Annotated in this window: 25 protein-coding genes; 13 read left to right on the top strand and 12 right to left on the bottom strand. The window is 67.8% G+C overall.

Annotation, left to right across the window (positions count from 1 at the left end):
- Nucleotides 1-356: 356 nt before the first annotated feature.
- From ACH34W_RS51325 to ACH34W_RS51315, 3 genes are read left to right on the top strand one after another with little or no spacing between them, the layout of a single operon-like run.
- Complete coding sequence (locus ACH34W_RS51325; protein ID WP_395968587.1) at nucleotides 357-1,385, top strand: permease; 1,029 nt, start codon at nucleotides 357-359, stop codon at nucleotides 1,383-1,385.
- Nucleotides 1,382-2,152: a TIGR03943 family putative permease subunit gene (locus tag ACH34W_RS51320; protein ID WP_395968586.1), complete on the top strand. Its 771-nt coding sequence runs from the start codon at nucleotides 1,382-1,384 to the stop codon at nucleotides 2,150-2,152. The genes ACH34W_RS51325 and ACH34W_RS51320 overlap by 4 nt, the downstream gene beginning before the upstream one ends.
- Before the next feature lie 7 nt (nucleotides 2,153-2,159).
- On the top strand, nucleotides 2,160-2,996 hold the full coding sequence (locus tag ACH34W_RS51315) for a patatin-like phospholipase family protein (RefSeq protein ID WP_395968585.1): 837 nt from the start codon (nucleotides 2,160-2,162) through the stop codon (nucleotides 2,994-2,996).
- Nucleotides 2,997-3,064: 68 nt separating this feature from the next.
- On the opposite strand, the gene ACH34W_RS51310 is transcribed toward ACH34W_RS51315, so the two are convergent.
- Together ACH34W_RS51310 and ACH34W_RS51305 are read right to left on the bottom strand one after the other, a co-directional pair.
- Entirely contained in the window at nucleotides 3,065-3,205 is a 141-nt protein-coding gene (locus ACH34W_RS51310) for a hypothetical protein (protein ID WP_395968584.1), read from the bottom strand.
- A 121-nt stretch (nucleotides 3,206-3,326) separates the two neighbouring features.
- Nucleotides 3,327-3,689, bottom strand: coding sequence for a hypothetical protein (locus ACH34W_RS51305; RefSeq protein WP_395968583.1), 363 nt, complete (start codon nucleotides 3,687-3,689; stop codon nucleotides 3,327-3,329).
- A gap of 248 nt (nucleotides 3,690-3,937) precedes the next feature.
- Between ACH34W_RS51305 and ACH34W_RS51300 the strand changes: the two genes are divergently transcribed.
- From ACH34W_RS51300 to ACH34W_RS51275, 6 genes are all read left to right on the top strand, one after another.
- Complete coding sequence (locus ACH34W_RS51300) at nucleotides 3,938-4,120, top strand: hypothetical protein (RefSeq protein WP_395968582.1); 183 nt, start codon at nucleotides 3,938-3,940, stop codon at nucleotides 4,118-4,120.
- A gap of 24 nt (nucleotides 4,121-4,144) precedes the next feature.
- On the top strand, nucleotides 4,145-5,305 hold the full coding sequence (locus ACH34W_RS51295) for a serine hydrolase domain-containing protein (RefSeq protein ID WP_395968581.1): 1,161 nt from the start codon (nucleotides 4,145-4,147) through the stop codon (nucleotides 5,303-5,305).
- Nucleotides 5,306-5,416: 111 nt separating this feature from the next.
- The gene (locus ACH34W_RS51290) at nucleotides 5,417-6,514 is read left to right on the top strand and encodes a winged helix DNA-binding domain-containing protein (RefSeq protein WP_395968580.1); all 1,098 of its coding nucleotides are present in this window, start codon (nucleotides 5,417-5,419) and stop codon (nucleotides 6,512-6,514) included.
- Nucleotides 6,515-6,687: 173 nt separating this feature from the next.
- Complete coding sequence (locus ACH34W_RS51285) at nucleotides 6,688-6,957, top strand: hypothetical protein (RefSeq protein ID WP_395968579.1); 270 nt, start codon at nucleotides 6,688-6,690, stop codon at nucleotides 6,955-6,957.
- A 451-nt stretch (nucleotides 6,958-7,408) separates the two neighbouring features.
- Nucleotides 7,409-8,383 (top strand): diiron oxygenase, encoded by a 975-nt coding sequence (locus tag ACH34W_RS51280; protein ID WP_395968578.1) that lies wholly within the window; start codon nucleotides 7,409-7,411, stop codon nucleotides 8,381-8,383.
- Nucleotides 8,384-8,761: 378 nt separating this feature from the next.
- Nucleotides 8,762-9,985, top strand: a complete 1,224-nt coding sequence (locus tag ACH34W_RS51275; protein ID WP_395968577.1) for a DUF2786 domain-containing protein — start codon at nucleotides 8,762-8,764, stop codon at nucleotides 9,983-9,985.
- 72 nt (nucleotides 9,986-10,057) lie between these two features.
- Here the strand turns inward: ACH34W_RS51275 and ACH34W_RS51270 are convergent, their stop codons facing one another.
- The 6 genes from ACH34W_RS51270 to ACH34W_RS51245 form a co-directional block, all read right to left on the bottom strand.
- Nucleotides 10,058-10,270, bottom strand: a complete 213-nt coding sequence (locus ACH34W_RS51270) for a helix-turn-helix domain-containing protein (RefSeq protein ID WP_151562616.1) — start codon at nucleotides 10,268-10,270, stop codon at nucleotides 10,058-10,060.
- 336 nt (nucleotides 10,271-10,606) lie between these two features.
- Complete coding sequence (gene pepN, locus ACH34W_RS51265; RefSeq protein ID WP_395968576.1) at nucleotides 10,607-13,429, bottom strand: aminopeptidase N; 2,823 nt, start codon at nucleotides 13,427-13,429, stop codon at nucleotides 10,607-10,609.
- A gap of 49 nt (nucleotides 13,430-13,478) precedes the next feature.
- A complete protein-coding gene (gene aac(6') / locus ACH34W_RS51260) occupies nucleotides 13,479-13,952 on the bottom strand; it encodes an aminoglycoside 6'-N-acetyltransferase (RefSeq protein WP_395968575.1) in 474 nt (157 codons plus the stop codon).
- 389 nt (nucleotides 13,953-14,341) lie between these two features.
- Nucleotides 14,342-15,889: a hypothetical protein gene (locus tag ACH34W_RS51255; protein WP_395968574.1), complete on the bottom strand. Its 1,548-nt coding sequence runs from the start codon at nucleotides 15,887-15,889 to the stop codon at nucleotides 14,342-14,344.
- Between the two features lie 182 nt (nucleotides 15,890-16,071).
- The gene (locus tag ACH34W_RS51250; protein ID WP_395968618.1) at nucleotides 16,072-16,374 is read right to left on the bottom strand and encodes a helix-turn-helix domain-containing protein; all 303 of its coding nucleotides are present in this window, start codon (nucleotides 16,372-16,374) and stop codon (nucleotides 16,072-16,074) included.
- A 22-nt stretch (nucleotides 16,375-16,396) separates the two neighbouring features.
- Complete coding sequence (locus ACH34W_RS51245) at nucleotides 16,397-17,506, bottom strand: tyrosine-type recombinase/integrase (protein ID WP_395968573.1); 1,110 nt, start codon at nucleotides 17,504-17,506, stop codon at nucleotides 16,397-16,399.
- Between the two features lie 228 nt (nucleotides 17,507-17,734).
- Between ACH34W_RS51245 and ACH34W_RS51240 the strand changes: the two genes are divergently transcribed.
- A complete protein-coding gene (locus ACH34W_RS51240) occupies nucleotides 17,735-18,643 on the top strand; it encodes a hypothetical protein (protein WP_395968572.1) in 909 nt (302 codons plus the stop codon).
- A 386-nt stretch (nucleotides 18,644-19,029) separates the two neighbouring features.
- Here the strand turns inward: ACH34W_RS51240 and ACH34W_RS51235 are convergent, their stop codons facing one another.
- The 4 genes from ACH34W_RS51235 to ACH34W_RS51220 all read right to left on the bottom strand — a co-directional run bounded on the left by ACH34W_RS51235 (nucleotide 19,030) and on the right by ACH34W_RS51220 (nucleotide 21,321).
- Complete coding sequence (locus tag ACH34W_RS51235) at nucleotides 19,030-19,869, bottom strand: DUF4184 family protein (RefSeq protein WP_395968571.1); 840 nt, start codon at nucleotides 19,867-19,869, stop codon at nucleotides 19,030-19,032.
- 43 nt (nucleotides 19,870-19,912) lie between these two features.
- The gene (tsaA, locus tag ACH34W_RS51230) at nucleotides 19,913-20,446 is read right to left on the bottom strand and encodes a tRNA (N6-threonylcarbamoyladenosine(37)-N6)-methyltransferase TrmO (RefSeq protein WP_395968570.1); all 534 of its coding nucleotides are present in this window, start codon (nucleotides 20,444-20,446) and stop codon (nucleotides 19,913-19,915) included.
- A 417-nt stretch (nucleotides 20,447-20,863) separates the two neighbouring features.
- On the bottom strand, nucleotides 20,864-21,040 hold the full coding sequence (locus ACH34W_RS51225) for a hypothetical protein (protein WP_395968569.1): 177 nt from the start codon (nucleotides 21,038-21,040) through the stop codon (nucleotides 20,864-20,866).
- Entirely contained in the window at nucleotides 21,028-21,321 is a 294-nt protein-coding gene (locus ACH34W_RS51220; RefSeq protein ID WP_395968617.1) for a transposase, read from the bottom strand. Before ACH34W_RS51220 ends, ACH34W_RS51225 begins: the two co-directional genes overlap by 13 nt.
- A 389-nt stretch (nucleotides 21,322-21,710) precedes the next feature.
- Here ACH34W_RS51220 and ACH34W_RS51215 point away from each other — a divergent pair, with 389 nt between their 5' ends.
- The 3 genes from ACH34W_RS51215 to ACH34W_RS51205 all read left to right on the top strand — a co-directional run bounded on the left by ACH34W_RS51215 (nucleotide 21,711) and on the right by ACH34W_RS51205 (nucleotide 26,534).
- Nucleotides 21,711-22,673, top strand: a complete 963-nt coding sequence (locus ACH34W_RS51215; RefSeq protein WP_395968568.1) for an alpha/beta hydrolase — start codon at nucleotides 21,711-21,713, stop codon at nucleotides 22,671-22,673.
- A 1,219-nt stretch (nucleotides 22,674-23,892) separates the two neighbouring features.
- Nucleotides 23,893-25,260 carry an RNA-guided endonuclease IscB gene (gene iscB / locus ACH34W_RS51210; protein ID WP_395968567.1) on the top strand — a complete coding sequence of 456 codons (1,368 nt, stop codon included), beginning with the start codon at nucleotides 23,893-23,895 and terminating at the stop codon, nucleotides 25,258-25,260.
- Nucleotides 25,261-25,808: 548 nt separating this feature from the next.
- Entirely contained in the window at nucleotides 25,809-26,534 is a 726-nt protein-coding gene (locus ACH34W_RS51205) for a hypothetical protein (RefSeq protein WP_395968566.1), read from the top strand.
- Nucleotides 26,535-26,536: the final 2 nt, after the last annotated feature.

Genomic DNA, 26,536 nt, shown 5'->3' with positions numbered 1-26,536 from the left:
AGGCACGCCGATTTACGGCACGACTAAGTGACGCGGACTCCAATAGGGCGGGAGAATGCCGACCGGGGGCTCGGTGGCCCGGCACACGCGACCGTTGCATGGACGGCCGCTGATCGGCGAGGGGGAGCCCCGCCTGGCGGGCGGGACACGACGGCTATGTGATTGGCCAGGTCAATGGTTCTTTGACCGTGACCTGGCATGGAGCATATACGCCTAAACCAGGGTTGTGCCAAATCTGTGCCGGTTTTACCTTTCGCCAGGTAGATCTTTTAGAGGTGGCTTTTACCGGAAGGGCGGGAAAGTACCGATCACGTTGAGGTCACGAGGGCCCTCTGCGTCTGGCACGATGTGGGGCCATGACCGACCAAGCCGGCCTCCGCACGGCCGACGACGATCTACTTCCCCCGTCCGACTGGGGCCGGCCCCGGACCACCGCTGCCGGCACGCGTGCGGTCTGGGTCTTCGCCGCCGTCGCGGGGCTGCTGGTGCTCGGCCGCATCTGGGTCGCCCCGGATCTGGGCGGCCGGTCCCTGGACGCCTGGACCACGGTCTTCGTGGCGATCTGCGTGCAGGCCCTGCCGTTCCTGGTCTTCGGGGTGGCCTTGTCCGCCGCGATCACCGCGTTCGTGCCCCCTTCCTTCTGGAACAGGGTGCTGCCGCGGCGGCCGGGCGCCGCGGTGCCCGTCGCGGGAGCGATGGGCGCGGTGCTGCCGGGGTGTGAGTGCGCCTCCGTGCCGGTGGCGGGCGGCCTGATGGCCCGCGGGGTCGCTCCGGCGGCCGCCCTGACCTTCCTGCTCGCGGCCCCGGCGATCAACCCGATCGTGATCGTGGCCACCGCCGTCGCGTTCCCCAACTCTCCCGAGATGGTGGTGGGGCGGTTCGCCGCCTCCCTCATCGTGGCGGTGCTGGCCGGGTGGGCCTGGTTGCTGTTCGGCAAGGGCGAATGGATCAAGATCCCGTCCCGGCCGGTCACGGACGGGAGCGGCCGGTGGGAGGCGTTCCGGCAGGCGATGCGGCACGACATCATGCACGCGGGCGGCTTCCTCGTGGTCGGGGGCATCGCCGCGGCGACGATCAACGTGGTCGTCCCGGCCGAGTGGGTCAACGGCGTCGCCGACATCCCGTGGCTGTCGGTGCTGCTTCTGGCGTTCCTGGCCGTGCTGATGTCCATCTGTTCGGAGGCCGACGCGTTCGTGGCGGCGAGCCTGTCCCAGTTCTCCCCCACGGCGCGGCTGGCGTTCCTGGTCGTCGGCCCGATGGTGGACCTCAAGTTGATCGCGCTCCAGACGGGCTTCTTCGGGCGCCGTTTCGCGATACGTTTCATCCCGCTGACCTTCGTCCTCGCGGTCGGGGTCAGCGCCATCGCCGGAGAGGTGCTGTTGTGACGCGGGCCGCCCAGAACCTGCTGCTGATCATGATCGGGGTCGCGGTGATGTGGATCACCCTGGCGACCGACGAGTACCTCAACTACGTCAAGCCGGGCTTCCGCTATCTGCTGGTGCCCGCCGCCGTGGCTGTGATCGCCCTTGGGCTGACGGGCCTGCGTCGTGAGTGGCGGGACGACTCCGCCGCCGACGGCGGGGGCGGGGGCGGCGGGGGTGGTGACCACTGTCACGACCCCGGCGACGGTCACGATCACGGTGGCCGGGGCCCCCGGGTGGCCTGGCTGCTCTGCCTGCCCGTCCTCGCGATCTTCGTGGTGGCGCCGCCGGCGCTCGGCTCGTTCACCGCCTCGCGCGCCGCCGCCCGCCAGGCGACGCCTCCGCCGCCGCCCGACGAGGGGTACGACGCGCTGCCCACGAACGGCGCTCCGATCACGATGACCATGGGCGAGTTCATGGGCCGCTCGTACGAGGCTCAGACGGGCCAGAACAGCTCTCTGGCGGGGGTGCCGGTGAAGCTGACCGGGTTCGTCACGCCGGGCCGCAAGGGCTCCACCTGGCAGGTCACGAGGCTGAAGATGGCGTGCTGCGCTGGCGACGCGATCCCGTTCCCCGTGGTCGTCCACGGGGTGCGGCAGCCCCCCGCCGACAGCTGGGTGCAGGTGGTCGGCACCTGGCGACCCCCGACCGGTGGGGCGCGTAGCGGGATCCACGAGCTGGACGGCCGTTCCGTCCAGTCGGTCAAGAAGCCGAAGAACGCGTACGAGTAGGGAATCCGTGGGCGCACTGGTGCTCGGCGGTGGTGGCCTCACCGGTATCAGCTGGGAATGGGGTGTCCTCGCCGGGCTCGCCGCCGCCGGGATCGACCTGACCCGCGCGGAGCTCGTGGTGGGCACCTCGGCCGGCTCGGTGGTGGGCGCGCAGGTCGCGGCCGGCCCGGATCTCGAAGAACGCTTCTCCGCCCAGCTGACCGCGCTGGAGACCGGCCCACCGGCCCGGATGGGCCGCGCGGACCTGGCCCGCTCGGCCTGGGCGGTCCTGAGCTCACGGGAGCCCGCCCAAGTCGGCGCGCGGCTCGGCCGGATGGCTCTCAACGCCCGTACCGCCCCCGAAGCCGAACGCGCCGCCGTCATGAGGGCACGGCTGCCCGTGCACGACTGGCCCGATCGACCCCTGCTGGTGACCGCAGTGGACGCGGCCACGGGCGCCTTCACCGTCTTCGACCGGACCGGCGAGGCGACTCTGCTGGAGGCTGTGGGTGCCAGCTGCGCCGTGCCCGGCGTCTATCCTCCCGTGTCGATCGGTGGCCGCCGCTACATCGACGGCGGGGCCCGGTCGGCCACCAACGCGGATCTGGCCGCCGGCCATGACGCGGTCGTCGTCATCGCCCCCGTCACCCAGGGCTTCGGCGCGATCAAGAGCGTGGCCGGACAGGCCGCCGATCTCCGCCGGACCGGCGCCACGGTGGTCGTGATCTCCCCGGACACCGCCTCGCGGCGCGCGTTCGGCCGCAACTCGCTGGATCCGGCCCGCCGCCCGCCCGCCGCCCGGGCGGGGCGCCGCCAAGCCGCCGCGGCCGCCGAGGCGGTGGCGGCCGTCTGGGAGGCGGCGTGATCCGCTAGTAGCCTGTCCTCATCCCCCACAGGCCCGTCCTCGCTGGGGCCACCTTCGATCAGATGGATCTACGCGGAGCGGACCTGGGCATCACCATCGATCCCCACACGATCCGCGGAGCCATCGTCAGCCCCGCGCAGCTCCTCGATCTGGTCCGGCTCCTCGATCTGCCCCCGCTCCTCGCCGACGCCCTGGGCATCGAGGTTCAAGGAGCCGCCCCCGCAGTGAGTGCCGGGCCCTCTGGCTCGATCCAGCCACACACCGACCCCGTGGCCGGATGCGCCGCCGGGCGGTCAGCCAGCGGTCGCTCAGCGCGCGGTCGGCAGGCGGTCAGCGAGCCGGGAAGGTGGTGGGCAGGAGGGGCGAATGAGCCGCTCCCGCCATGGGCGCGCTTGCCATGGGCGCGCCCGCGACCGCCGTAGCGGGTGGTGGCACGTGAGAGCCGTCGGCACGGCGGGGTTCGGGTGGCGCGGCCGCCTGCTCGGCCCGGCGTTCGCCGAGCAGGGCCATCAGGGCGCGCGCGGTGTCCGCGTCCATCCGCATGAGGACACTCGGCCGTCCGGCCGGGTCGACGAAGGGAGAGACCGCGGGGATGGCGGCGCCGTGAGGCGGTAGCGCCAGCCGCATCTCTTCGCGGAGGTCGTGGGCAAGCCGCAGCGCCTGTCGGTCGCTGTCGCTCAAGTGTGCGGTCATCGCGATCTCCGGGGAGTTCACGTGCGGGGGTCCGGGGCAATCCTGCTAGGAAATAGCGTGCAGGTGCAAGGGCTGATGCACGTGCAGATCGAGAAAGATCGTGCGTAACCCACCGGCGCTCCACTCGTTGTTCATAGACCCGTGCAGGTCAGAGCCCTGTACCCCGGTAGTCGAGGCCCGCGGGGACATTCGGTGTTCTGAAGATCAGTTCACCGATCTTTGGGCTCAGTCCTGTCGCGGAAGCCACGATGACGAACGCGGCGCCCGCCCAGATCGTCTTCTCGGCCGAGGAAGAGCTCGATCTGCGTTCGCTCAACAGCAATTTCACCCTGCAGGCCGACGAGGGCACGGTCGCCGCGATCGGGGGGCTCTTCGAACGTGTCGCGCGGGAGGCTCCGAGGAAATCCGGCCCTGCTGTGGCGGAAGGGTGAGTCGCGGTACGGTCTGGCACCAGAATGACGTTCGGATGGAATGGCGGGTCGATGATCGGCGGCAGGTGCGATGCCCGCTTCAAGGCCGTTCGGGAGGCCTTCGCGGCGAACTTCGCGCAGCGCGGCGAGCTGGGCGGCGCTGTATGCGTCGTCGTGGACGGGCGGCCGGTCGCCGATCTGTGGGGTGGGCAGGCCGCTGATGACCGGGCGTGGCAGCCGGACACGCTCGTCAACGTCTTCTCGGTCGGCAAAGGCCTGACCGCGCTCCTGGCCGCTCGTCTGGACGGCGAAGGGCGGCTGGACGTGGACGCGCCGGTCACTCGTTATTGGCCGGAGTTCGGCGGAGGCGGAAAAGAGGGTGTGACCGTACGCCACCTGCTGTCGCACCAGGCCGGACTTCCCGCCGTGCGGCGGAGATTGCCGCCCAGGGCGATGCTGGACTGGTCGGCCATGACCGCCGCGCTGGCCGAGCAGGAGCCCTGGTGGGAGCCGGGAACCGCGCACGGCTACCACGTCAACACGTTCGGCTTCCTGGTCGGTGAGGTGGTACGGCGGGCCACCGGCCGGACGGTGGGCGAGCTGCTGCGGAAGGAGATCGCCGGCCCCCTGAACGCGGACGTCCACATCGGACTGCCAGCGGCGGAGCACCATCGGGTTGCTCACTTCATCTGGCAGGAAGCGCCGCCAGAACTCGACCGCATGGCCGAGCTCACCAAGGCGCAGCTCATGGAGTACAACGCGTACTTCAACCCGGGCGGGCTGTCCGGCATGGGGGTCATCAACTCTGCCGCATGGCGCGAGGCCCAGATTCCCTCGACGAACGGCCACGGCACCGCGCGAGGTGTCGCACGGGTCTACGCCGCGCTCGTGGCGGGCGGGACGTTCGACGGCGTACGGATCGTGGACGCGGACGCCTTGACCGCCGCCACCGCCGAGCAGGTTTCGGGTGAAGACCTGATCCTGCATCGGCCCTCGCGGTTCGGGACGGGCTTCCAGCTGACCCAGCCGGAACGCCCGCTCGGCCCGAATCCCCGTTCGTTCGGGCACTTCGGCGCGGGCGGCTCCCTCAGCTTCTGCGATCCGGACGCGGGCGTGGCGTTCGGGTATGTGACGAACCAGATGGGCCCGCGCTGGCGGAACCCCCGCAACAAGGCGCTGGTCGACGCCGTCTACGCGTGCCTGTGACGTCCTGATCACGACAGATGATCAGCGTCGGACGATGCCCGGCACCAAGGAGCCCCTGCCACGCTAGGGAGCCCGTGGCCGAGGCGGGGGCCGGGGATACGATCGCACCTGATGGCAGACGTTATCTCCCTTCGCGCGCTCAACCGGGCCACCCTGGCGCGGCAGATGCTGCTGGCCCGCGAGCAGGTCTCCGTCGCCGAGGCGGTGGAGCGGTTGTGCGGCATGCAGGCGCAGGGACCCAAACCTCCGTTCCTTGGGCTCTGGACGCGGGTGGCAGGGTTCGAGGCCGCGCTGCTGCACGCCTCGCTTCAGGAGCGTTCGGTTGTGCGGGCGACGATGATGCGCGGGACGCTGCATCTGATGTCGGCACGGGACTACGGCGCTCTGCGGGCCTCGATGCAACCGATGCTGGACGCTGGGCTTCGCATGCTGGGGTCGCGCGCGGAGGGGCTGGAGCTGGACAAGGTCCTTCCGGCCGCCCGCGTACTGCTGGAGGAACGGCCACGGACCTTCAACGAGCTCCGTGCCTTGCTGCAGGAGGAGTTCCCGGAGGTCAACGACCGGGCGCTGGGATTCTCCGTGCGAATGTGCCTGCCGCTGGTGATGGTGCCGACGGAGGACCGGTGGGCGTTTCCGCGTACGTCGGAGTTCACGTTGGCGGACGTCTGGTTGGGCGAGCCGCCGTCGGACGACTCTTCTGCGGATGCACTCGTGCTGCGCTATCTCGCCGCGTTCGGCCCGGCCTCGGTCGCCGACGCGCAGGAATGGTCTGGCCTGCCGAAGCTGGGCGAGGTGCTGGAACGGCTGCGGCCTCAATTGCGGACGTTCGAGGACGAGAAGGGCCGGGAGTTGTTCGACCTGCCCAACGCGCCGCGGCCTGAGGAGGACACGCCAGCCGAGGCCAGATTCCTGCCCGAGTTCGACAACCTGGTGCTCGCGCACGCCGACCGTTCCCGCGTGATCGCCGCTGCGCACCGCCCGTTGCTGACGACCAAGAACCTCCGCGTCCGCGCCACGTTCCTCTGGGATGGCTTCGCCGCCGGTCTCTGGGAACTGGAACGCAAGCGCAAGGTCGCCACGCTACGGCTCCGCCCGTTCGGGAAACTGCCCAAGCGTGCCCTGAACGCGCTCACGGCCGAGGGCGAACGTCTGCTGGGCTTCGCCGAGCCGGACGCGGCCGAGCGCCAGGTCGTCCTCGCCGACGAATGAGCGCCGACTCATCGGGCCGTCATGACGCATTGCGTGTGATCCGCTCCGAATGGTGATAGATCCGATATCGGTTCTGGTTGAATCTTCCAGGAAATGAGCGCAAGCTATCCCCCGTACAACGGAAGCCCCTGGACCCCCTCTAGCCCCCACCCCGCCGACAGGACGCGAACCGCATGTTCGAGATCTGGGAGACGAGCGAGCCCGCCCGGCTCATCAGCGATGCCGGCAGCCTCAAGATCGCTCTCGAAAAGGTCGACACGATGTGCCGCCTCCGCCATGACCAGGCAGCGGCCCACGTCGGCATCTCCGGGGAGGGCTACCACTTCGAGATCCGCAACAACGAGGGCAAGGCGCTCGCCCGCCTGACCTACGTTCCGGACACCACCCGGGCCTACCAGAGCGTCGTCGTCGACGAACTCCGCGGCAACAACGGCCGCGCCTGACCTCCCGCGGCGACAACGGCCACGCCTGGTCTCCCGCACGGCAATACACCGTCTCTGACCTCCCGCGCGGCAATACGCCGCCTTTTACCTCGCGCTCGGCAATACGGCGTCTCTGACCTCCCGCGGCGACAACTCCGCGCCTGAGGCCTCACGGCAACAACAGCCGCGTTACCGGGGCAACGCACCGGCAACAGGGGGCCTGACCTGCCGGTTGACCGGCCTCGGCCACTTCGCTGGGCGCTATTGGCGGCGCCACATGTCCGCCCAGGCTGGTGGAGATTCAACGGTCCAACCGACGCAACCGTAACTTGTTGACCGTCCCTGACTTCACACCTAAGTTGACAATCGTGCGCACAACGCGGTCAGGAGAGGCCGCGGAGACACCCGCAGGCGACGGACGACGTCGGCACACGCATCCCCGCATTTGGCGCGAACGGCGAAGGGAACTGCCATGCCCCGGGCACAGGTCATCGACATCGACGAGGCACGCACTCGCGACGCCGAGGACGTTCTCTACGAAAAGACGCTGCGACGACTCTCCAAGGCGTCGGTCGAGAAGCACTGGGAGCCCTACACCGACATTCCCTGGGACGATCCCGATTTCCAGATCGACCCGGACGATCCACGCTGGGTCTTGCCCGAGATAGACCCGCTAGGGGCGCACCCTTGGTATCGGGCCCAGCCAGAGCACGTGCAGGCGAGGATCGGCCTGTGGCGGCAGGCGCAGGTGTGCAAGGTCGGCATGCAGTTCGAGAACGTGCTCAAGCGCGGGCTCCTCACGTACGCGTTCCGGCTGCCCAACGACTCGGCCGAGTTCCGCTACATCTACCACGAGACGATTGAAGAGGGACATCACGGGATGATGTTCCAGGAGTTCGTGAACCGCAGTGAGGCACCGGTGGAGGGCATGCCGCTCGCCATTCGCGTGATGGCGGAGATCGTGCCTCCGCTGAGTCTCGTGGCGCCTTCGCTCTTCTTCTTCTGGGTGCTCGCCGGCGAGGAGCCCATCGACTACGTGCAGCGCCGCATGCTCCGCGACGGATCGGCCCGGCATCCGCTGCTCAACAAGATCATCTCTATCCATGTGGCCGAGGAGGCCCGGCACATCTCGTTCGCGCGGCAGTTCCTCAAGCACCGCGTGCCGCGCATGCCCGCGCCGCAGCGGTTCGTGCTGAGCCTCGTCGTGCCGCCCTCGATGAAGCTCGGGGTGCTGCTCATCCTCACGCCGCCGGTCGCGATGGCGCGGCAGTTCCAGATCCCCGAGCAGGTGATGAAGCAGACCTACTGGGCCACCGAGCCTTCGCAGGGCCTCATCTCACGGGCCGTGTCGAACGTTCGCGGGCTGTGTTCCGAGATCGGCCTGATCAACCCCGTGAGCAAGCAGGTTTGGCGGTTGCTCAACATCTGGGAGGACGAGAGGGCCTGACCGCCGCGGGCCGCCATCGCGCGCCATCGCGGCCGCGTCGAAGCGGCCGCGATGGTCGATGACCGCACAGCCGACCACTGGCTGGACCTTTTCGACTGAGCGGAAGCTGGACTTTTCCGCCTGAGCGGAAGTACGCCTGTCCGAAGGCGGCGGTCGTGTCGGTCTGCTGCACGTTGCCACGAAGTCTCGTGGGTACATGGCAGGATTCGACGTGGTGTGTGGACGGTGAGAGAGGAGGGCTTGGTGAGAAAGGCGCGGCGTCAGTCTGGCCAAGCCCGTTCGTCCTCGGACTCCAGCAGCCCACCGCGTACTCGGCGGCTTGCGGAGAACCTGATCGCCCACGCGGTTCAGGCACTCCAGCGCGGTGACCAGGTCATTATGGCTCAGACCGCCACCGAACTCACCGCAGAGCATGACTTCACCGCAGAGCCCGACCTCACCGCAAAGGCCGACTTCACCGCAGGACAAAAGCCGGGCGGCGAGTGGCACAGGCTGGTCGACAGGGTCCTCCTGGGGCGCTTGGAGGAAGGCGTCACCGTGGCTTGGCAGCGGGGATGGCAGCCCGCGGATCTCGTACGGTTCACCGGGCGGCGGCTGGGCCGACGGCACCAGCGGCTGGCGATCGACATCATCGCCGCCGAGATGCGGGCTTACTCGGCCGCCACCGTGGACGAGCCATGGCGGGAGCAACTGGCGGCGCTCGGCGCGGAGGTCTGGTGGAACGGCGACGGCTCGTTCAGCCGAGCCTGGTGCGGACGCGAGAACGCCGACCGCACGACCTTGATCACGTGTGGGCTGGAGCTGTCCCACCTGCTGGGTTCGCTCCCCAGACTGGCGCGGATCGGCCCACCGCCCGGGACTCCGCCGAACGGCCGGACGCGCACGGTGCGAGCCACGGAGACCGACCAGCGGATGCTGGGCAAGGTACGCGCGCTTCTGGCCAAGGCGGAGTCGACGGAGTTCCCCGAAGAGGCCGAGGCGCTGAGCGCCAGGGCTCAGGAGCTGATGGCCCGGTACAGCATCGACCACGCTCTGCTGGCCGCCGAGTCGGGCACGGGCGGCGAGCCGGCCGGACGTCGGATTCCGGTCGACAATCCGTACGATTCCCCGAAGGCGGTGCTGCTGACGGTCGTGGCGGAAGCCAACCGCTGCCGCGCCGTGTGGCATCGGGAACTCGGATTCTCCACGGTGCTGGGCTTCCCGTCTGACCTGGCGGCGGTGGAAATGTTGTTCACGTCACTGCTGGTACAGGCGACCACCGCGATGGTGCACACAGGTGCGCAAAAGGACGCGTGCGGCAAGTCCCGTACACGTTCGTTCCGTCACGCGTTTCTCAACGCCTACGCCGCCCGCATCGGGGAGCGGCTTCGCGGGGCGGCCGGTGAGGCGACGACCAGAGCGGCCGCGGAGGCAGACGGGAAGGATCTTCTTCCCGTGCTGGCCGCACGCGACCGGGCCCTCGAAGAGGCAGTCGACACGATGTTCCCGAATCTCACCAGGGGCCGCGCCCGGACGGTCTCCAACTACGAGGGCTGGATCGCGGGGCGGGCGGCCGCCGATCTGGCCAGCCTGAACGGACGCTCCGAGGTCACCGGAGAATAGCGCCGTGGGCTGGGACGCCTTGGGGTCGGCAGGACACCGGGGTCCCCCAGGGAGCAAAGGGGACGTCCGGGGTCAGTCCTTCTTGCGGCGCGTGTTGCCCCCACGGCCCCGCAGCGGCACACCGGCCTCCTTCAGAACGTTGTAGATGAAGCCGTACGAACGGCCGGTCTCGGCGGCCAGGTCGCGGATGCTCTCGCCCGCCGCGTACCGCGGCGCCAGCTCCGCCGCGAGCTTGGTGCGCTCGGCACCGGTCACGCGGGTGCCCCTCGACAGTGTCCGGGTCACGTGTACCTCCAGGGTTCGCGACTGTACTGGGGACCATTCCCCCAGCTCACAGCCCTAATGATCTCTCCAACGTACACATTCCCCGCAAATCTCCCCACAATGCAACACGTTCGTCGCGAGATCGGCCACTGGTGGTCTTTTCGGTGGTCTCCGGCGTGTCGGTGCTGGACGAACGAGCTCGACATACTGTCAATAACGCGCAAAAGCCCTGACCACAAGCTTGATCAGAGTCAGACGCCGAGTCGTCCAGCGCGTGGGCCGGGCATGTGTCAGCCCACCCGGAGCCCCCCGCCGCCCCGGCCATGCCCACTCCACCTCGTACGCCGGCCCCTCCGTCTAGCTCAGGCGAATCCCCTCCGACTGTTGCCGGAGGCGGAGAGCCCGCTGGAGATCGTCCAGCTGGTCGGCGAGGGTCCGGCGTAGAGCGACCGCCAGAGTGTCGCGTTCAAGGCAACGGGCAGCGGCCCGAACTGTGTCGGGCGTGGCGGCATGAGCGGGGAAGAGCTCACGGCCGAGCGTCATCGCGATCATCTGGCCGCGCTCCGCGACTGCCGGGATCTCGTCGAAGTAGCGTTCGAGATATCCAGCGGTCGGCTCAGGGCGAGCAGGCTGCCAGAAGCCTCGCGCGACGGCGGCGAGCATGCGGGGAGACAGCACGTCCTCGATGAAGAGAAGCCCCCACGCGCGTTGCTTGGCACGCGGATCCGGCAACGCGGCACGGCACCGGGCAGCGCCTTCTTCACCGGCCGAACCCGGATCACGCTCGAGCTCAGCGGCGATCTCCTGCTCCCCTGCCTCTCCGAGAGCGGAGAGCTGATGCAGGATCTGCCAGCGCAGCTCAGTGTCGAGTTCAAGCCCACCAGGCAGGTACCCGGTGTGGAGCCAGTGCTGGAGGTCGGTGAGCTCGTCCGGTGTCTGGGCGCTCGGAATGAGCGTCCGTATGGCCGCTAGCCGCAGGTCGTCGGCGGACTTGGGATGCCCCAGGATCGTTCGGCAGACATCGGCGAGAGTGGCCAGTGCCTGCGGGCGACATTCGGGCCGCAGAAAACGGTCGGCGACGTGGATCCGGCTGAACGTGAGCACTGCTTCGGCGATCGCCACCACGTTCTCGCTGGGGAGTTGGGCGACCACAAGCGCCAAGTATTCCTCGGCAGGCAGATCGCCATCACGCACCATGTCACGAGCGGTGTTCCAGAGAAGTGCACGAGTCAGCGAGTCGTCGATCGTCGAAAGGCCCGACTTCACGGCCTCCCAGGAATCGTTGTCCAGCCGTACCTTGGCGTAGGTCAGGTCACCGTCGTTAAGCAGCACCAATCCACGAGACCGCATCGACCGCACAGCACCAGCCCGCGCCACCCCCGATGCGTCGGGCAGCGCCGCTGTGGGTGCGTCGCGCAGCGCCGTTGTGGTTGTGTCAGGCGCCGCCGTAGCTGCGTCGGGCAGCGCCGCTGTAGGTGCGTCGGGCAGTGCCGGAGTGGCTGCGTCAGGCAGCGCCGGAGTGGCTGAGGCTGCATCACGCAGCACGGTTGTAGGTGCGTCAGGCAGCGCCGTTGTCGGTGCGTCAGGCGGGGCAGTTGTGGGTGCGTCAAGCTCCGCTAGTTGGAGCACGTTCGGGACCACTGTGCGGCCGGAGCCCGGGGTGATATCGGCCGCGATGCGTTTCCGCAGGACGAGGCCACGTTCGGGCACATCGTCGTACAGGCTCACGAGAAACCTGTGCGGTCGCAGCGCCCCAGCGTGTGACACGACGACCGACTCCCCCTCGACTTCGGCCTGGAGGGTGTCGAGGCCCGTGGTACGCAGCCAACGATGCGCCCAGTCCCGTACGTCGCGGCCGGGAGCCGCTGCGCCAATGGCGTCGAGCAGGTCGGTGAGTTCGGCGTTACCAAAACGATGTGCGGCGAAGTAGTCGTTGACGCCTTGGAAGAAGGTCTCCTCCCCGACCCAGGCGACCAGTTGCCGCAGCGCCGAGGCACCTTTGGCGTACGAGATCCCGTCGAAGTTCATGAGCGCCGACGCCACGTCCTCAAGGCTCTCGGCCGCCACCGGATGAGTCGTCGGCCGCTGGTCGGCGTCGTAGCCCCAGGCCTTGCGCGAGACGGCGAAGGCCGTCCATGGACTCGCGAATCGGCTGGCGACCGCCGCGATCTCGTACCCCATGTACTCGGCGAACGACTCACTCAGCCAGACGTCGTCCCACCAGCGCATCGTCACCAGGTTGCCGAACCACATGTGCGCCATCTCGTGGGCGATGACCGTGGCCCGGAGCTCCCGCTGCGTGTCGGTGACGGCGGACTGGAAGACGAAGCGTTCGTTGAAGAGCACGCAGCCGGGCTTCTCGATCGCGCCCCAGTTCAGCTCGGGAACGAAGACCTGGTCGTACTTGCCGAACGCGTACCGCTGCTCGAACACCTCATGGAAGCGGTCGAACGACCGCCGCGTCAGATCGATGACCTCCTCGGCGTCCGTGTCCAGATGCCTCGCGAGGGAACGACGGCAGTGCAGCCCGAGCGCGATGCCGTCATGTTCTGCCTCGACGGTATGGAAGGGGCCGGCCGCGACAGTGACCAGGGATGTGCTGATCGGTTCCGTAGGCGCGAATTTCCAGTACTGCACGGCGCCGCTGGCGCGACGTGCGTGTTCCGCAGCGCGACGTGCGTGTTCCGCCCCGTTGCTCCGCACGGACCACGTGGCCGGAGCCGTGACCGCCAAACTGAAGGCGGCCTTCAGGTCCGGTTGATCGAAGCATGGAAAAACGGACGGCGCATGGTCTGGTCCGCAGTTGGCGTAGACGTAGACCTCGCCATCCTCAGGATCGACGAAGCGATGCATCCCCTCGCCCGTGCGGGTGTAGAGCATGTCCGCCTCGACGAGCAGTTCGTTCTCCTCACCCAGCTCAGGCAGAACGAGCCGTCCGCCCCCTACAGCGGTCACCGGATCGAGTGGTCGGCCATTGAGCTCGATCCGCCGTACGGCACCATGCCGGATCTCCGCGAACGACGTGGCGCCCTGCTCGGCTGCCGCGAACCAGATGACCGTGCTGCAGCCGAAGACCTCGTCGCCTCGGGTGAGGTCGAGTTTCACCGAGTACGAATGAACGTCGATTAGCCGGGCCCGTTCACGAGCCTCGGCGCGAGTAAGGGCCGCAGCAGACGTCATATCCGAACCCAACGATCAAGCCCGGTGCAAGGGTTCCGCTATCGCGTGCCTAGGTCAGCTCGTCGGCGAGAAGGTCCATCAGAAGGCCGTCATGCCACTCGCCGCTAATGGGGTCACGTTCGTATTGCCGCATGCGTCCGACCGGCTTGAAGCCAACCTTCGCGTAGGACCGGATCGCCGCGTCATTGGCCGCCGCAGGGTCGATGGTCAGCCGATGATGCCCGCGTTCTTCGATGAGCCACCGCGCGAGCGTCCTTACCGCGTCCGTACCAAGCCCTCGCCCGTGGAAGCGCGCGCTCAGGAAGATGTCGATAGACGCATGCCGGTAGTCCGGATCGTCCTCCTCGTCGTACTGGATCGCACCGGCGACGTCGCCGTCCACCACGATCGCCAGCATCTCGTCAAAGCTCTCCGGTGGCGCCCACCATCGTGCGACCGCCTGCTCCCGGACGATCTCCCCCAGCACCTGGGCGTCCTTCTCCTCCACGGGCCGCAGAACGACCGATGCCCCTCGCAGTTCCATGCCCGAAATCCTCCCTGTTCGGAGCCGGGTTATCCACAGAATTGCGTTCGCCTTCCGTCGCCGCCGCCACCCGGCCCATCCTGGCTGGATCGGCAATCGGAAAGGAGGCGCGATCATGCGCTCCACCATCGTCCCCCGCGAGTTCGCGATTACTGAAGCGCATGTCCGCTTGAACCCAAGGGTGCGTGCCCGTGGACGAGCCAGTCGAGCGCTCGGGTTCTGGAACTGACGTGTCCGCTGGCCGCCGCGAGAGCCAGTCGGCGCATCGCCGAGCCTGTTCCATGGACCTCTCCTGCACCCGCCTTGGTCTCGAGGTTCAGTGGTGGCGGCTTCTCCGACGAACCGCCGTTTTGACCGGGGGCAGGGAGACGGAGATGGGGACACAGGTCTCATCCAGGATCGTTGGTGAGGGCAAGGCCAGGGTCGTTGATGGGGGCTGTGTAGCGTTCGGCCCCCTTGATCGAGAGTCCGAACAGGTCGCAGAGCCGCCGGGTGTCACCGCCGGTGGCGTCGGCTTCGTGCAGGATGCGGTCCTCGCGGATGCGCTGGACCCGCATTCCGACGGTCTCGCCGACGTAGACGTTGCTGACCGGACCGGTGCGCACGGCGGTGTGCTTGTTGATGAACAGGTGCGGGTTGAGCGTGGCCGGCCAGCGGGTCGTCCGGTAGTCCAGCCAGGCGGTCAGGCGCTGGCGGACCGGGGGCGCCAGCAGGACCATCCGGTCGGCGATCCGCATGCGGACACCGTCGAGGTCGGTGAGCTGCAGCTCTCGCAGATGCTGGTTGCGCAGTCCGTGGAAGGCGGCCAGGGCCGTCATCGCAGCCCGGACGGGATCGCCGGAGTCCAGGGCCCGGCGCAGCTCGTCGAGCTCACCGGCCTCGTCCAGGGGCAGCGGGTCGGTGGTCTGCGGCCGGCCGGTGCGAACACGGGACACGGGGTTGGCGAAGATGACCTTGCGGCCCTTGAGGATCGTGAAGATCGACCGCAGGCCTTGGCCGACCGTCGCGCGTTCGGTGCCCTCGGCGGGGAGTGCGGCCAGCACCTGTTCGCGCGAGATCTCCCGCAGCGAGGTGTGCCCGGCGGCGGCCCAGGCGGTCAGCGTCGGCAGCGCGAAACGCAGCCGACCGCGGATGGTGATGTGGGAGCGGGGCAACCTGCGCGGTGGATTGGCGCTGCCGTGAAGCATCACCTGGAACCAGATGCGCAGTTCGCTGGCCATCGGCTCGGGCAGCCCGCTGATCTTGTCGTTGAACCACGCGGTCACCGAGGGCTGGCGGTCGTCGTCGAGCATGCCGATCTCGGTCAGGATGTCCAGCACCGCCTGGGCACTGAATCCAGGCGCCAGGTTCAGGACCGCGCTGGCGGTGATCGCTGCTCCCGGGGTGTCCTGGAGCGCGAGCAGCACGCGGATCGCCGAACGGGCGTTGACCTTGCGGGTGCGGCTCCATCCATGCCGGGTGGCGTGGTCGTCAGCAGCCAGCATCAGCGCGGCGGCCAGGACCGGGTCACGTGGCTCGGGAAGCTGGAGCCGGTGGCCGGTGCGCAGCCGCGTCACGTCGCGGACGAGTTCATCACCGACCTCCACCAGGACGAGCTGACGATGCTGGACTGGATAACCCGGCAGCAAGCTGGTCTGGAGCGACGCCGCTGCCGTCCGGGGGCGGCGTGGGCGATGGAAGGTGTCGACGAGGAACAGCTGCTGGCCGTGCCGGTTCGCCTCGGCAGTGCTGACGCCGCGGCGCCAGGTGCGCGCCAGCATGGTCTGGCGCCGGCACAACCGGCAGACGCCCTCGGAGTTGAAGGCGCACAGGTCCCGGCAGATCACACACTGGCCCTCGCCCACCGCGACGCGCCGCTCCCACCCTCGGCAGCCCTCACACAAGAACCGGGTGTGCCGGGTGGCGCCCCAGCCCAGGCACGCCACGCAGGAATCCACCACCTGCGGGGCCGACCGGTGACAGCGGCGACACAGCCCGCCCGAATAATAGTTGCCCTCCGAACCACACCGGCGGCACGGCGGTGGGACGTGCGGACCGCCGGGCATACAGCCGTAACAGTGCGCGTGCCGAGCCGTGGCGACCGGCGTCGTCCGGCACTGAATGCACAAACGCGGAGCGGTCACGCCGGCGGCAGCGTCCGGTTGCGGCCCAGTCGCGGTGTCACCGCGGTGCCTCCCCCGCTCGCCTGTTCCTGCTCGGTGCGCGGTTTGCGGGCCTTCACCTGGTCGGGCTCGCAGATCAGCAAGTCGGTGGGCGAGCACTCCAGCACGAAACAGATCACGTCCAGGTCGTCCAGCCGGATCGTGGTCGGGGTCCCGGTCCACAGCGCCGACATCTTCCCGGCGCTGATCTCCAGGCCCGCATCAGCCAGACGCCGACGCATCTCGGTCGATTTCCAAATCCCGCGCTCGGCCGCTTTCATTCGCAGATTCCAGCGCATCGCTTCACCTTCCGTCCGTCGTCGTCCCCGCAGCCAACCGGGCGTCCAGCCGGGCCGCCACCCGGTGGTTGGCCTGCGCCCATGCGGTCTCGATGTGGTCGTCGTGGACATGGATATAGCCCGTCGTGGTCGAAAGCCAAGAATGTCCAAGCAATTCCTGGATCGCTTTCAAGTCCATTCCTCGTGAATAAAGAGAGGAGGCGCAGAAATGCCGAAGAACATGTGGTGTGAGGCGCCCTCGCCAGGCCGGCAGGTGCTCAGCGACCGCGGCCTTCAGACCCGAGCGGAGCGCGTCGTCACCGACCCGCAAACAGCGGCCGGTCACCCGGTCACGGCGTTCGCTGGGCAGCAGCGGCGCGTCCGGGTCGCTCCAGTCGTCGCCGAACTGGTGCCGGATGTCGACCAGCCACCACTGCATCAGAGCGTCCACCGACTCGATCGCCGGGACCAGCCGCGTCTTGGGTCCCTTACCGCGGCTGCCCTTGCCGAAGCGGACGTGCAGCTTGCCGTACTCACCCAGGTCCGGGCGCCAGTCCCGGATGTCCAGGTGGACCGTCTCACCGATCCGGAACCCGACCCGACGCCACAACGAGGCCGCCATGTAGTCCCGGACCGCGGGCAGGAACTTACGCGCCTGCGGCAGCGCCGCACGCCACAAGGTAAACAACAGATCGATCTCGTCCTCGCGCGGCGGCACCCGGATGGCCTGCCGACTTGGATCGGCGGGCCGGTTGTACTCATCGATCGGCTGCACCAGCACATGGCCAGTGAGCGCGTGGACATCACCTTGATAGCGGAAGATCAGAAAGTCGTAGAACTGCGCGAGCGTCTGCGCCTTGCCCGCCACCGTCGAGGCCGCCAGCCCAAGCTCCTTGCGCTGGTGCACCAAGAACCGGTCCGCCAGGTCCGGAGTCGCCTCCCACACCGGACGGCCGGTGAACCGGAGGAACTGGAAGATCACCGATCGTTCCTCGCTGATGTGACGATCGGTGATCCCGGCCCCCGCCGAGGCCAGCGCGAACTGGTCGACCAGCTCCTGCTCGAAATCCTCCAGCTCCTGAACCGACCGAAGCCGCTGCGCGGTCCCCAGCGACCGCACCACCGCCAGCGTCACACACGCCTCGCTCCACCCAGAGCCTCCGCAGGCTCACCAATCACGACAACCACAGATAGATACCAGCGATCTGTCGAGAATCTCGACGGAACGACGAAATCTGCTCAAGAGTCAACGAACCCGAGCTGGCCTGGGCATCAGGCTGACCTGCGGCGGCCAAGGAAGAAGGAACTCGCGGGAGTTGGGACAACGTTCCCTGTCCCGGCCACCACTACGTCCCGGTTCATCGTGGCCGCCGACGACATGCCGCAGGACGTTCACTCACTGGCCTGCGGCAAGTCGGCCAGCGCGTACGAGGCGCACGTGAACGGTCGGCTGGGCACACCGCAGCTGAAGATCGAACGGGCCGATCCCGATCAGCTGCGCTGGGATACGTCCCAGATCGTGGCGGCCCATCGCTCCCACCGCGAGGCCGAGGCCGAGCTACGCGCGGCAGACCACATCGCGGTCGTCACCACCGTCGGCCCGGTCACCGACCAGCCCCGCGGCGTCCAGGTCGCCCGCGCCGCCGCGTACGCCATCGCCAGGGCCACTGACGGCATCGCCGCCGACCTCGTGACAGGCCAAATCGTCGCCGCCGGCGGTGACGAACGCCCAAGGTTCGTGCTCGCCGACGACTGGCTGGGTGACGTACTACCGCCCTACCGGGCCAACGGCCGCTGCACCGCCCCGGATCCCGAAGACGACCTGGAAGGAGTGAACGGCTGCGCCTGCGTACGGCTGATGACGCGAGGCCTGCGGCGCTTCGGCCTGCCTGAGCTCCAGATCTCCGACATCGCCTGCCCGCACGACTCGGCCGCCCTCAACATCCTGCGCACGACCGCCCGCCGCCTGCTCACCGACCACTGGTCCTGGCTGGCCACCGGCCCCGCCGACCGCAGCCGGACGATCGACGCGGACCTGACGCTCACGACCGGCGACTACGACGAATTCTGGGGCGTCCCACGAGGCGATCCCCCAGACGCGACGTTCAAGGTCCGCCTGCGCCCGGTGACACCCCGGCTCATATCCGTAGGCCAGCCCGACGACTTTCTGGGAACGGTGAACGACTGGCTCTGGGGCGGCACACTCCCGGCCTGCATCACCGCCACCGCCGCCCGGCCCGCCGAGGCCCCCCACCAGCACGCCGCCGCGTGACCCCAGACTGCCCCCACCCACAAACCCGTCGCCCTCGATACCAATCCGCTCAGGACCCCGACCTATGGCAGAGCAACTGCCTCATGCCAACCGCCCCGCAAACCAACGCGCGAGACACCAGAACGAAAGACACAAGGCAGGCGTTGCAGCCCGAGCATCCCTCGACCCAGCAAAGGCATGAGCCTTCAGCAGAGACGCTCTGAGGAGGACCGCAGCAGGATCAGCAGCGTGCAGAGGCACCCAGTAGGAGCAAGCAGCGAACGAATGCGCCACAAGCACACAAGAGCAGCAAGCAGCCGCAGACGAACTCACACAACGCGTTCAGCAGTGCCGACAATTCTCATGGACACGAGCCAGACCAGAAGCGACGAGCAATCCAACCGGAGCTAGATCAACCATCGGCCTGCCCCGATATCGCTCGGGGCAGGCCCGCCCCGTTCACCAGGCTCAGGTTCAGCCACCGCCGGGCCTCCGGTCCGGCGGCGTGTCGCCACGGTCCACGCAAGGCCATACAGGCTCAGAGCGAGACCAAAGCCAGCGATCGCGCCTTCAACACCGCTGGCGAGGGTCATGTGAAAGGTACGCGGGACGTCCGGTTGGTTGATCAGGGTGACCGCACCCAGCAGTCCCCCGCCGCACGTGGCGAGCACCAACGCTCCCGCTACCGTCCACGCCACCCGACTTGTCAAACGTTCCGGTGCGGCCGCCGTAACCGGTGCCGTACGGCTCCAGCGGGCCAGCCACCACACAATGATCACCACACCGAGCACCCCGCTCGCGTACTGGAGCCAGCGGTTGAGCGTGAGCCCTCCCCACGACGTCGAGATCAGCCAGGGAAGCGCACCGGCGAAGCTGTGATGTTTGTGCGTGAAGGCGTCCCAAAAGAGGTGTGTCGCCGCACCGACCACGATGGACAACGGGACCCACTTAATCATCGAACGGCGGAAAGCGAGAGCAGGCATCGCGAGTCGTGCGTGCGCCCAGCCCGGAGTCATTGCGAGCAGCGGCAGCTTCCAGATCAGATGGAACGCGGCGAAGAAGATCAAGCCAAGTCCGAGATCAATGGTCACCAGCCCCAACGGGACATGCGTCGCGCCCCGAAGCGCTCCCATCCCGAAGAAGTAGGGCACGTCCGGGACCATCGATCCCACCACCAAGGCCGATGGCACCAGCGGGCCGCGCGCGAGTGGGATGACGGCCGCCGGATGACTCATCGTGAAGGGCATCGGCCATCTTTACGGCATTCACCAAGGAACGATCAAGGTCTGCTCAACGCTCACCGATCGAGCCCAGGACCGGTTTGAGGTCGACGATCGGCGTGCCGTCCAGCGCCTCAAGTGCTTGAACGCGCACCCGCAAGCCATCAATCGAAAGGATCGTGACCCGGTGCAACCCGACCGGATTCGGCCGGTCCGCCGAGCGCGTGCTGAACACCCCGGTGACCGGCCGGGTCATGTCATCACGAGGATGGACCGCCAGCACATCGCGCCGTGCGCGATCAAGCCAGGTGACAACCAACACCTCCATCCCAACCCGGAGGTCACGCAACCCCTCACTCACCTCGGGTTCGAAGACCAGCCAAGCCTCCGGAGCGCCCTCGTCACCCTGCTTGGGCGCCGCAGCCAAATCCACAAGCGCCGACTCGACCCAGCCAATAGGCCGAATCACAAACGCACCCTCACCCAATGCAGCCTCCTCACCCTCAAGCACCGCCTCCCCGACAATCCCGGCCCTCAATACCTCAGGTTCCCACGCCAGACCGCCAACGCCCTTCACCCGGAGCCCGACCCAAAGGATCGTCACCGGCCGTTCGAATCAACCTCATCCCGCAGCGCCCAGACCGAAACCCTTCAATCGCCATTCGCCAGCCCCGCGCGTGTCGACGACGCCTGAATACTCGATCTGGCACAGATTTCGTGATGATCACGGCCTGACCTTCGACGCAACGAGGATGACCTGCGTCCCACATGCCCGGCGTTGCGCCCGCAGCACCGACATTCATGATCGTTCACGGAGATCGAGCCAGATCCTGAAGACTGGCCCCAGGCGACGGGCGGGGTTCCAGTATTTGTCGCAACACTCCTGGTATGTGAAGGGTGTGGAGTTGGGGAGACGGGGACGCAAGCTGGAGCTCGAGAACGAGTACTGGAGACTGATCCAGGAGGGCGTCGGGACGGGTCGAGGCGTGCCGCCAAGCCGGGTTCGGCCGCCAGCGCCCGATCACCGGCGCCACTTGACCTGCATGTCCAGGTCCGACAGCGCGGACGCCTGCTCGTCGGCCATCCCGCCAAGCTGCTGAGAGTCCAGCACCAGCGGCGTGGTCACCGACGGCGACACCACGATCGTCAGCCCGGCAATCCGCGCCGCCCACGCGCCGCACCGCCTCACAACCGGCAAGATCGGCAGCACATTCTCTCAAGCAAAGTACGCGGCCGCCCGCTTGAGGATCTCGTTCTACAACTCCAACTGCTTGGGCTTAGCAGCTCGACCAGTTCCTTCTTCTCCGCCGACGTCAGCCCCTCGCGGCGGCCCTCATCCACCTCCGCCTGACGAATCCAATTACTCAGACAGGACTGGCTGATCCCCAACCTCTTGGCCAGCGCAGACACCGACGTGTCGTCGGCCCGGGCCGGCTCCACATCACGGCGCCGGAACTCCGGCGGATAGGGCTTGGGCACGATCAACGATCTCCTTCGGAAGATCGCCGAACCCTATCTCTCTCAACATCCGTGCCCGTCTAACGGGGGCAACAACACCGTGCCCATCTAACGGGGGCAACATCAGGGTGTCCGTGCTACGGGGAGCTCATCGTGGCACGTAGCTCACCCCGGCTGGGCGCAAGGCACCAAACCCTGAGATCCGGCGCTCCCACACCACCGGCGAACGTCACCACACTCACGACCGAGGTCTGTGGGGAGGATGGCAGGGTTTGCCTGAACGTGCGTTCGACTCCCCAGAAGCAGCCCAGGGCGACTGCGGGTATTGCAGGGGCGAGGATCTTGCTCGTACGGTCGAATGGGCGCGCAGATGGCTCAACTCGAGCCGTAGGTGGGGAAGGGAAGTCGCGGTGATCGACACGTTGGACGCGGCGCGAGTCACGAGCAGGCGGGCCCGGCGCACTGCGGAGTTCATGCACCGGAGACTGCGGCCACGCATGACCGGCAACGGGGAGATCAACGAGCGGGCCGTGCGGCGCCTGGCGACCCTGGAACGGCTGGCTGCTCTCGCTCCGGTGCCCCGGGGCGTACGACTGCGCCGAGTGCAGTTCGATGGCTTCCGCGGTGAGTGGGTGACGGCGCCTGGGGTGTCCGCCGATGGGCGCGCGGTCCTGTACTTCCACGGTGGCGGCTTCGTCTGCTGCGGATTGGCCACCCATCGCCGCATGATCGCGCAGATATCCGCGGCGGCCAGCATGCCGGCCCTCTCGATCGCCTATCGCCAGCTGCCAGAGGTGCCGGTGACCGGCTCGGTCGCCGACTGCGTCACCGCGTACCGCCAGCTCCTCGCGCATGGGCACGCACCAGAGGACGTGGTGATCGCGGGCGACTCTGCTGGCGGTTTCCTCGCCTTCGCCGCCGCGCTGCGGGCCGTCGAACAGGGCCTGCCCAAGCCCGCAGCCGTGATCGGCCTCTCTCCATGGCTCGACCTGGACTGCAACGCCAAGATCGCCCATGCCAACGCAAGCCTGGACCCGTACATCGTTGCGAAGGAGATGGCCAAGCTGGCCGAGCTGCTGGTCGAAGGCGTGACTCCGCCGGATCCGGCGCTGTCGCCGCTGACCAGTGATCTTTCGATGCTTCCTCCCGCCCTGATCCAGTGCGGCTCGATCGAGGTTCTGCGCTGCGACGCAGAGCTGATGGCCGAGGCGATGGAACGTGCAGGCGTGCCCTGCCGCCTCCAGATCTGGGAGGGCCAGATCCACGTCTTCCAAGCCTTCTCCGCGTTGATCCCGGAAGCACGCCCCGCAATCGCCCAGATCGGCGCCTTCATACAGGAGATGACGTCCAGCAAAGCCGACCGCGCCGCCTGAGCCCCAAGAGCAGCGCGCTCCTGAAGAGCTCTGACCTCGCAGCGCAGGGCCACCCGCGCCAGCCCGTCCTCGACGTCCTCGTACTCGGCGGACCGGCGGAACGCGGGGCCGCGCGCTACTTCCTTGACCTCTGAAAGAGTCACGTCAGCTTGCTCTCGCTTGGCGACTAACCACAGACGGGAACTGCCAACAGCATCTTCGTCGAGTTCCTCTACCGGCTCAGGCTTCGCCAGCAAGCGACGGTCGACGAGGGCAAGGACGAAGACGGGCAGCGCATTAAGCAGTTGCGGCTCGTCCTTGAGAAGCTGGATCCCCGTGCCCTCGACTCCACGCAACCCAGGTGGTCGATTGTGATCGACGACCTGGCGCAGCGCAGCTACATCGACGAGATGCACGCGTTCCTCCAGCAGCGCCGCGCCGAGGTCGATGGGACCCAGTGATCACAACAACCACAAACCGGTCGCGGTGATGTGGATGGTCATCGAGATCGTGCGAAGCTCTCGGTTCCGTGCGCATCACCGGCTCACCACCTTGCTGCGACGGCCGGATCCTGCTGGTGTCCCGGCGTCCGGTGAGTCAGTTGTACCTGGTGGCAGGTGTTTGAGCCGGCCTGGATTCGCTCGCTCTGAACGCCGACAGACGATGGACTCGTCGAGTTGGTGCCGCACCGACTCACAGCCCGGAGTCGGCAACGCCTTGCTGGCATAGCCCTTCTTGAACGCAACCACCGGCTCTAAAGGACCATTGGACCGGTCGAACGAGTCGACTGTGACCATTCATCAACGCTGCGTAGTCGATTTGACTACGATCGGCGTCCAGTTGGGTGACCACTGCGACTCTCCCGGGATGAAGGTAACGGGATCCCCCTCCTGGAAGAGGGGGGCTTTCAGTCGGTGTGGCTGAGGGCGGTCGTTACCAGCACTGGCCGACACGCGCTTTGGAGGTGAACTGGTTGGCTACGTTTCATGTAGGTGAGCAGACCCACCCGTCCGTGCTTCTCCAGCGGGCGGCTCTGGAACCGGTGTCAGCAGACATCCCCCGGATCGGGGACGAAACGGGACACCGGCCCCCCGCTGTTGGCAGGGGCACCGGCGTGGAACATGTGCGAGGAGAGACCACCGCCGCCTCACTTGGCGGCGGTGGCGTCACCCCCGACCCCTCGCGGGTTGGGGAGATGCCGCGTGAGCGGCACCCATCACCATCTGTCGGTCATGCGTCGGTGTTCGTGCTGGACTCCTGCGGCACCCCGCTGCAACCGTGCCACCCGGCCCGCGCGCGGGAGTTGCTGCGCAAGGGCCGGGCGGTCGTGCACCGTCACACCCCGTTCGTCATCCGGTTGAAAGACCGCACCACCGGCGCCTCGCAGGTGGACGGGGTCGAGCTCGGCATCGACCCGGGGTCCAAGCACACCGGCATCGCGGTGTTCACCGCGATGCAGGGCGGGCGGCGCGGCCGGTATGCGATTCAGCTCGACCACCGCGGCGCCACCATTCGCAAGAAGATGCAACAGCGCGCCGCCTACCGGCGGCGGCGCCGGTCGGCGAACCTGCGCTACCGCGCACCCCGCTTCCTGAACCGGGCCCGGCCGGACGGCTGGCTCGCTCCGTCGCTTCGGCACCGGGTGCACACCACCGTCTCGTGGGTGGACCGGCTCGCCCACTGGGCCCCCGTCCGGGTCGTGCACGTCGAACGGGTCGCGTTCGACACCCACCTGCTCAGCGCCGGGAAGCCCCTGGAAGGCGCCGAATACCAACACGGCACCCTGGCCGGGTTCGAGGCCCGCGAATATCTCCTGGCCAAGTGGGGGCGGTCCTGCGCCTACTGCAACGTGGAGAACGTGCCGCTCAACATCGACCACATCCACCCGCGCAGCAGGGGCGGGTCGGATCGGGTGTCGAACCTGACACTGGCCTGCGTCCCCTGCAACCAGACCAAGTCCAACCGGCCGGTGGCCGAGTTCCTGGCGGCCAAGCCCAAGGTCCTGGCCCGGCTACTAGCACAAGCCAAGACGCCGCTCCGCAACGCCGCCGCCGTCAACGCCACCCGGTGGGCGCTGTGGCGCGCACTGGATCAGCGGCTGCCCACCCACACCACCTCGGGCGGCAGAACGAAATGGAACCGCACCCTGGCGGGCCTGCCCAAGTCCCACACCCTTGACGCTCTGTGCGCAGGCAAACTCGACACCATCGGGCACCTCGTCGACCGGGTTCTGGTCACCGGATGCACAGGGCGCGGCACACACGCACGAACCCGCACCGACAAACACGGCTTCCCCCGCCTGAGAATGCCCCGCACCAAAACCTTCTTCGGCTACCAAACCGGCGACCTGGTCCGCGCAACCGTCCCTGCGGGCAAGAACAAGGGCACCCACACCGGCCCCGTCGCCGTCCGCGCCACCGGAAAATTCAACATCACCACCCACCACGGCACCGCCCAAGGCATCCACCACCGCCACCTCCGGCTCCTCCAAACAAGCCGACGGCTACGCCTACACCACCACACCAGAAAGGACGACCACGTGACGCACCGTGCCGCGTTTCCTCCCCACCCTGAAGGACGGGATCTCCACGCTGTCGGTGTCCGATGAACCGTTTGACAGTTCCAAGGCTTGCCGATGTCGTCCGCTGCGCGTGCGGGTTGATCGGCTGTGCGGCGGTGGCGGGCACCGTCTTTGTCGGCACGCCATCGTTGGCACAGGCGTCAGCCACGGCGCGTTCAGCGGCGGTCGCAGCCGGCGCGGTGTCACCGCACGAATCGCCCTCTTTGATCGCCTGGCAGGCGTCGCGAAGCACGTGGGTGCTCCTTGAGCCTCCCGATCCGGAGATATGTCGCAAGGTGGAGAACTGGGGTGCCCGCTACACCGCACAGATCTGCCGACAAATATGGCAGTCGCTATACGGCACACCGCAGGCTGGGAAATCTAACCGCAGCCGCACCAAGCGGACGGACGACAAGCCAGCGGCCTCGCTGAGGCCCACGCGCACTCGGGCGCCTCGACGACCGAAACCGCGCCCTGTCCTGTCCCATCTCCCGACTGCTCTGTCGTCCAAACCACCGGTCAGCGCCGTGCCCGTACCTCCGGCGAGTCCACCGGCAAAGACCCGGGCTGACAGCGATACATCACCGGCACGCTCAATGCAGCCGTGGTTACTGCTTGGCCTGCTCCTTCCTGCCATAGCCGGGGCGGGTTACCCATTCCGTCGCCGCATCTACGCATTCGCCGGGGCGGCGTTCTTCGCTCCTTTGCTCCAGCCGGTCGGCGAGGGCGAACGACCCGCCTACTTCAGCTATCGCTCGGCAATCAATCCGTTCACAATCTCTACCCTCGGCTTCACCGGGCCTGGAGCATCCGATACCGCACGCGTACTCGCCCTGGCCGCACTTGAGGAGCATGCGGACGACGCCCTTCTGGTACTTCCTCGTTGCGCGGCGATGTCACTCTTCGGGCTCTCCGAAGATGAATTGCTCGACGAGAGCGCCGCCGGCCTCTTCATCCCAGGCAACCTCGACGCCGCTCTGGCCTACCTCGAGACCGAACTCGCCATCCGTCAAGGCGGGCGAAACGCCCCGGCGCGCCGCCTCCTTCTGGTGGCCGATTGTGAGAAGGAGTCTGAACGAATCCGCAAGCTGGTCGCCCGGCACCCTGGCGATGTCTCAGCCGTACTCCTCGGTGACTGGCCGGCAGAGCAAGCCACCGTGAACGAGGATGGCCTGGTCACCCTCCCTCCTGACCTCGCTGACCGCCTGCCTCAGCAGTTCCCCGCAATGTCCCGGAGCGAGGCACGCGACCGCCTTCGCGCAGCGATCGAGGCCCAGCGCCCAAAGAAGCCCGCGTACCCCCGCCGTTCCTCTCGCCGCTGACA

It is taken from the genome of Actinomadura sp. 6N118, assembly GCF_044326415.1.
Lineage (GTDB): Bacteria > Actinomycetota > Actinomycetes > Streptosporangiales > Streptosporangiaceae > Spirillospora.
Note: the sequence above shows the minus strand (reverse complement) of the source record. Positions and strands in the feature narration are given on the sequence as shown.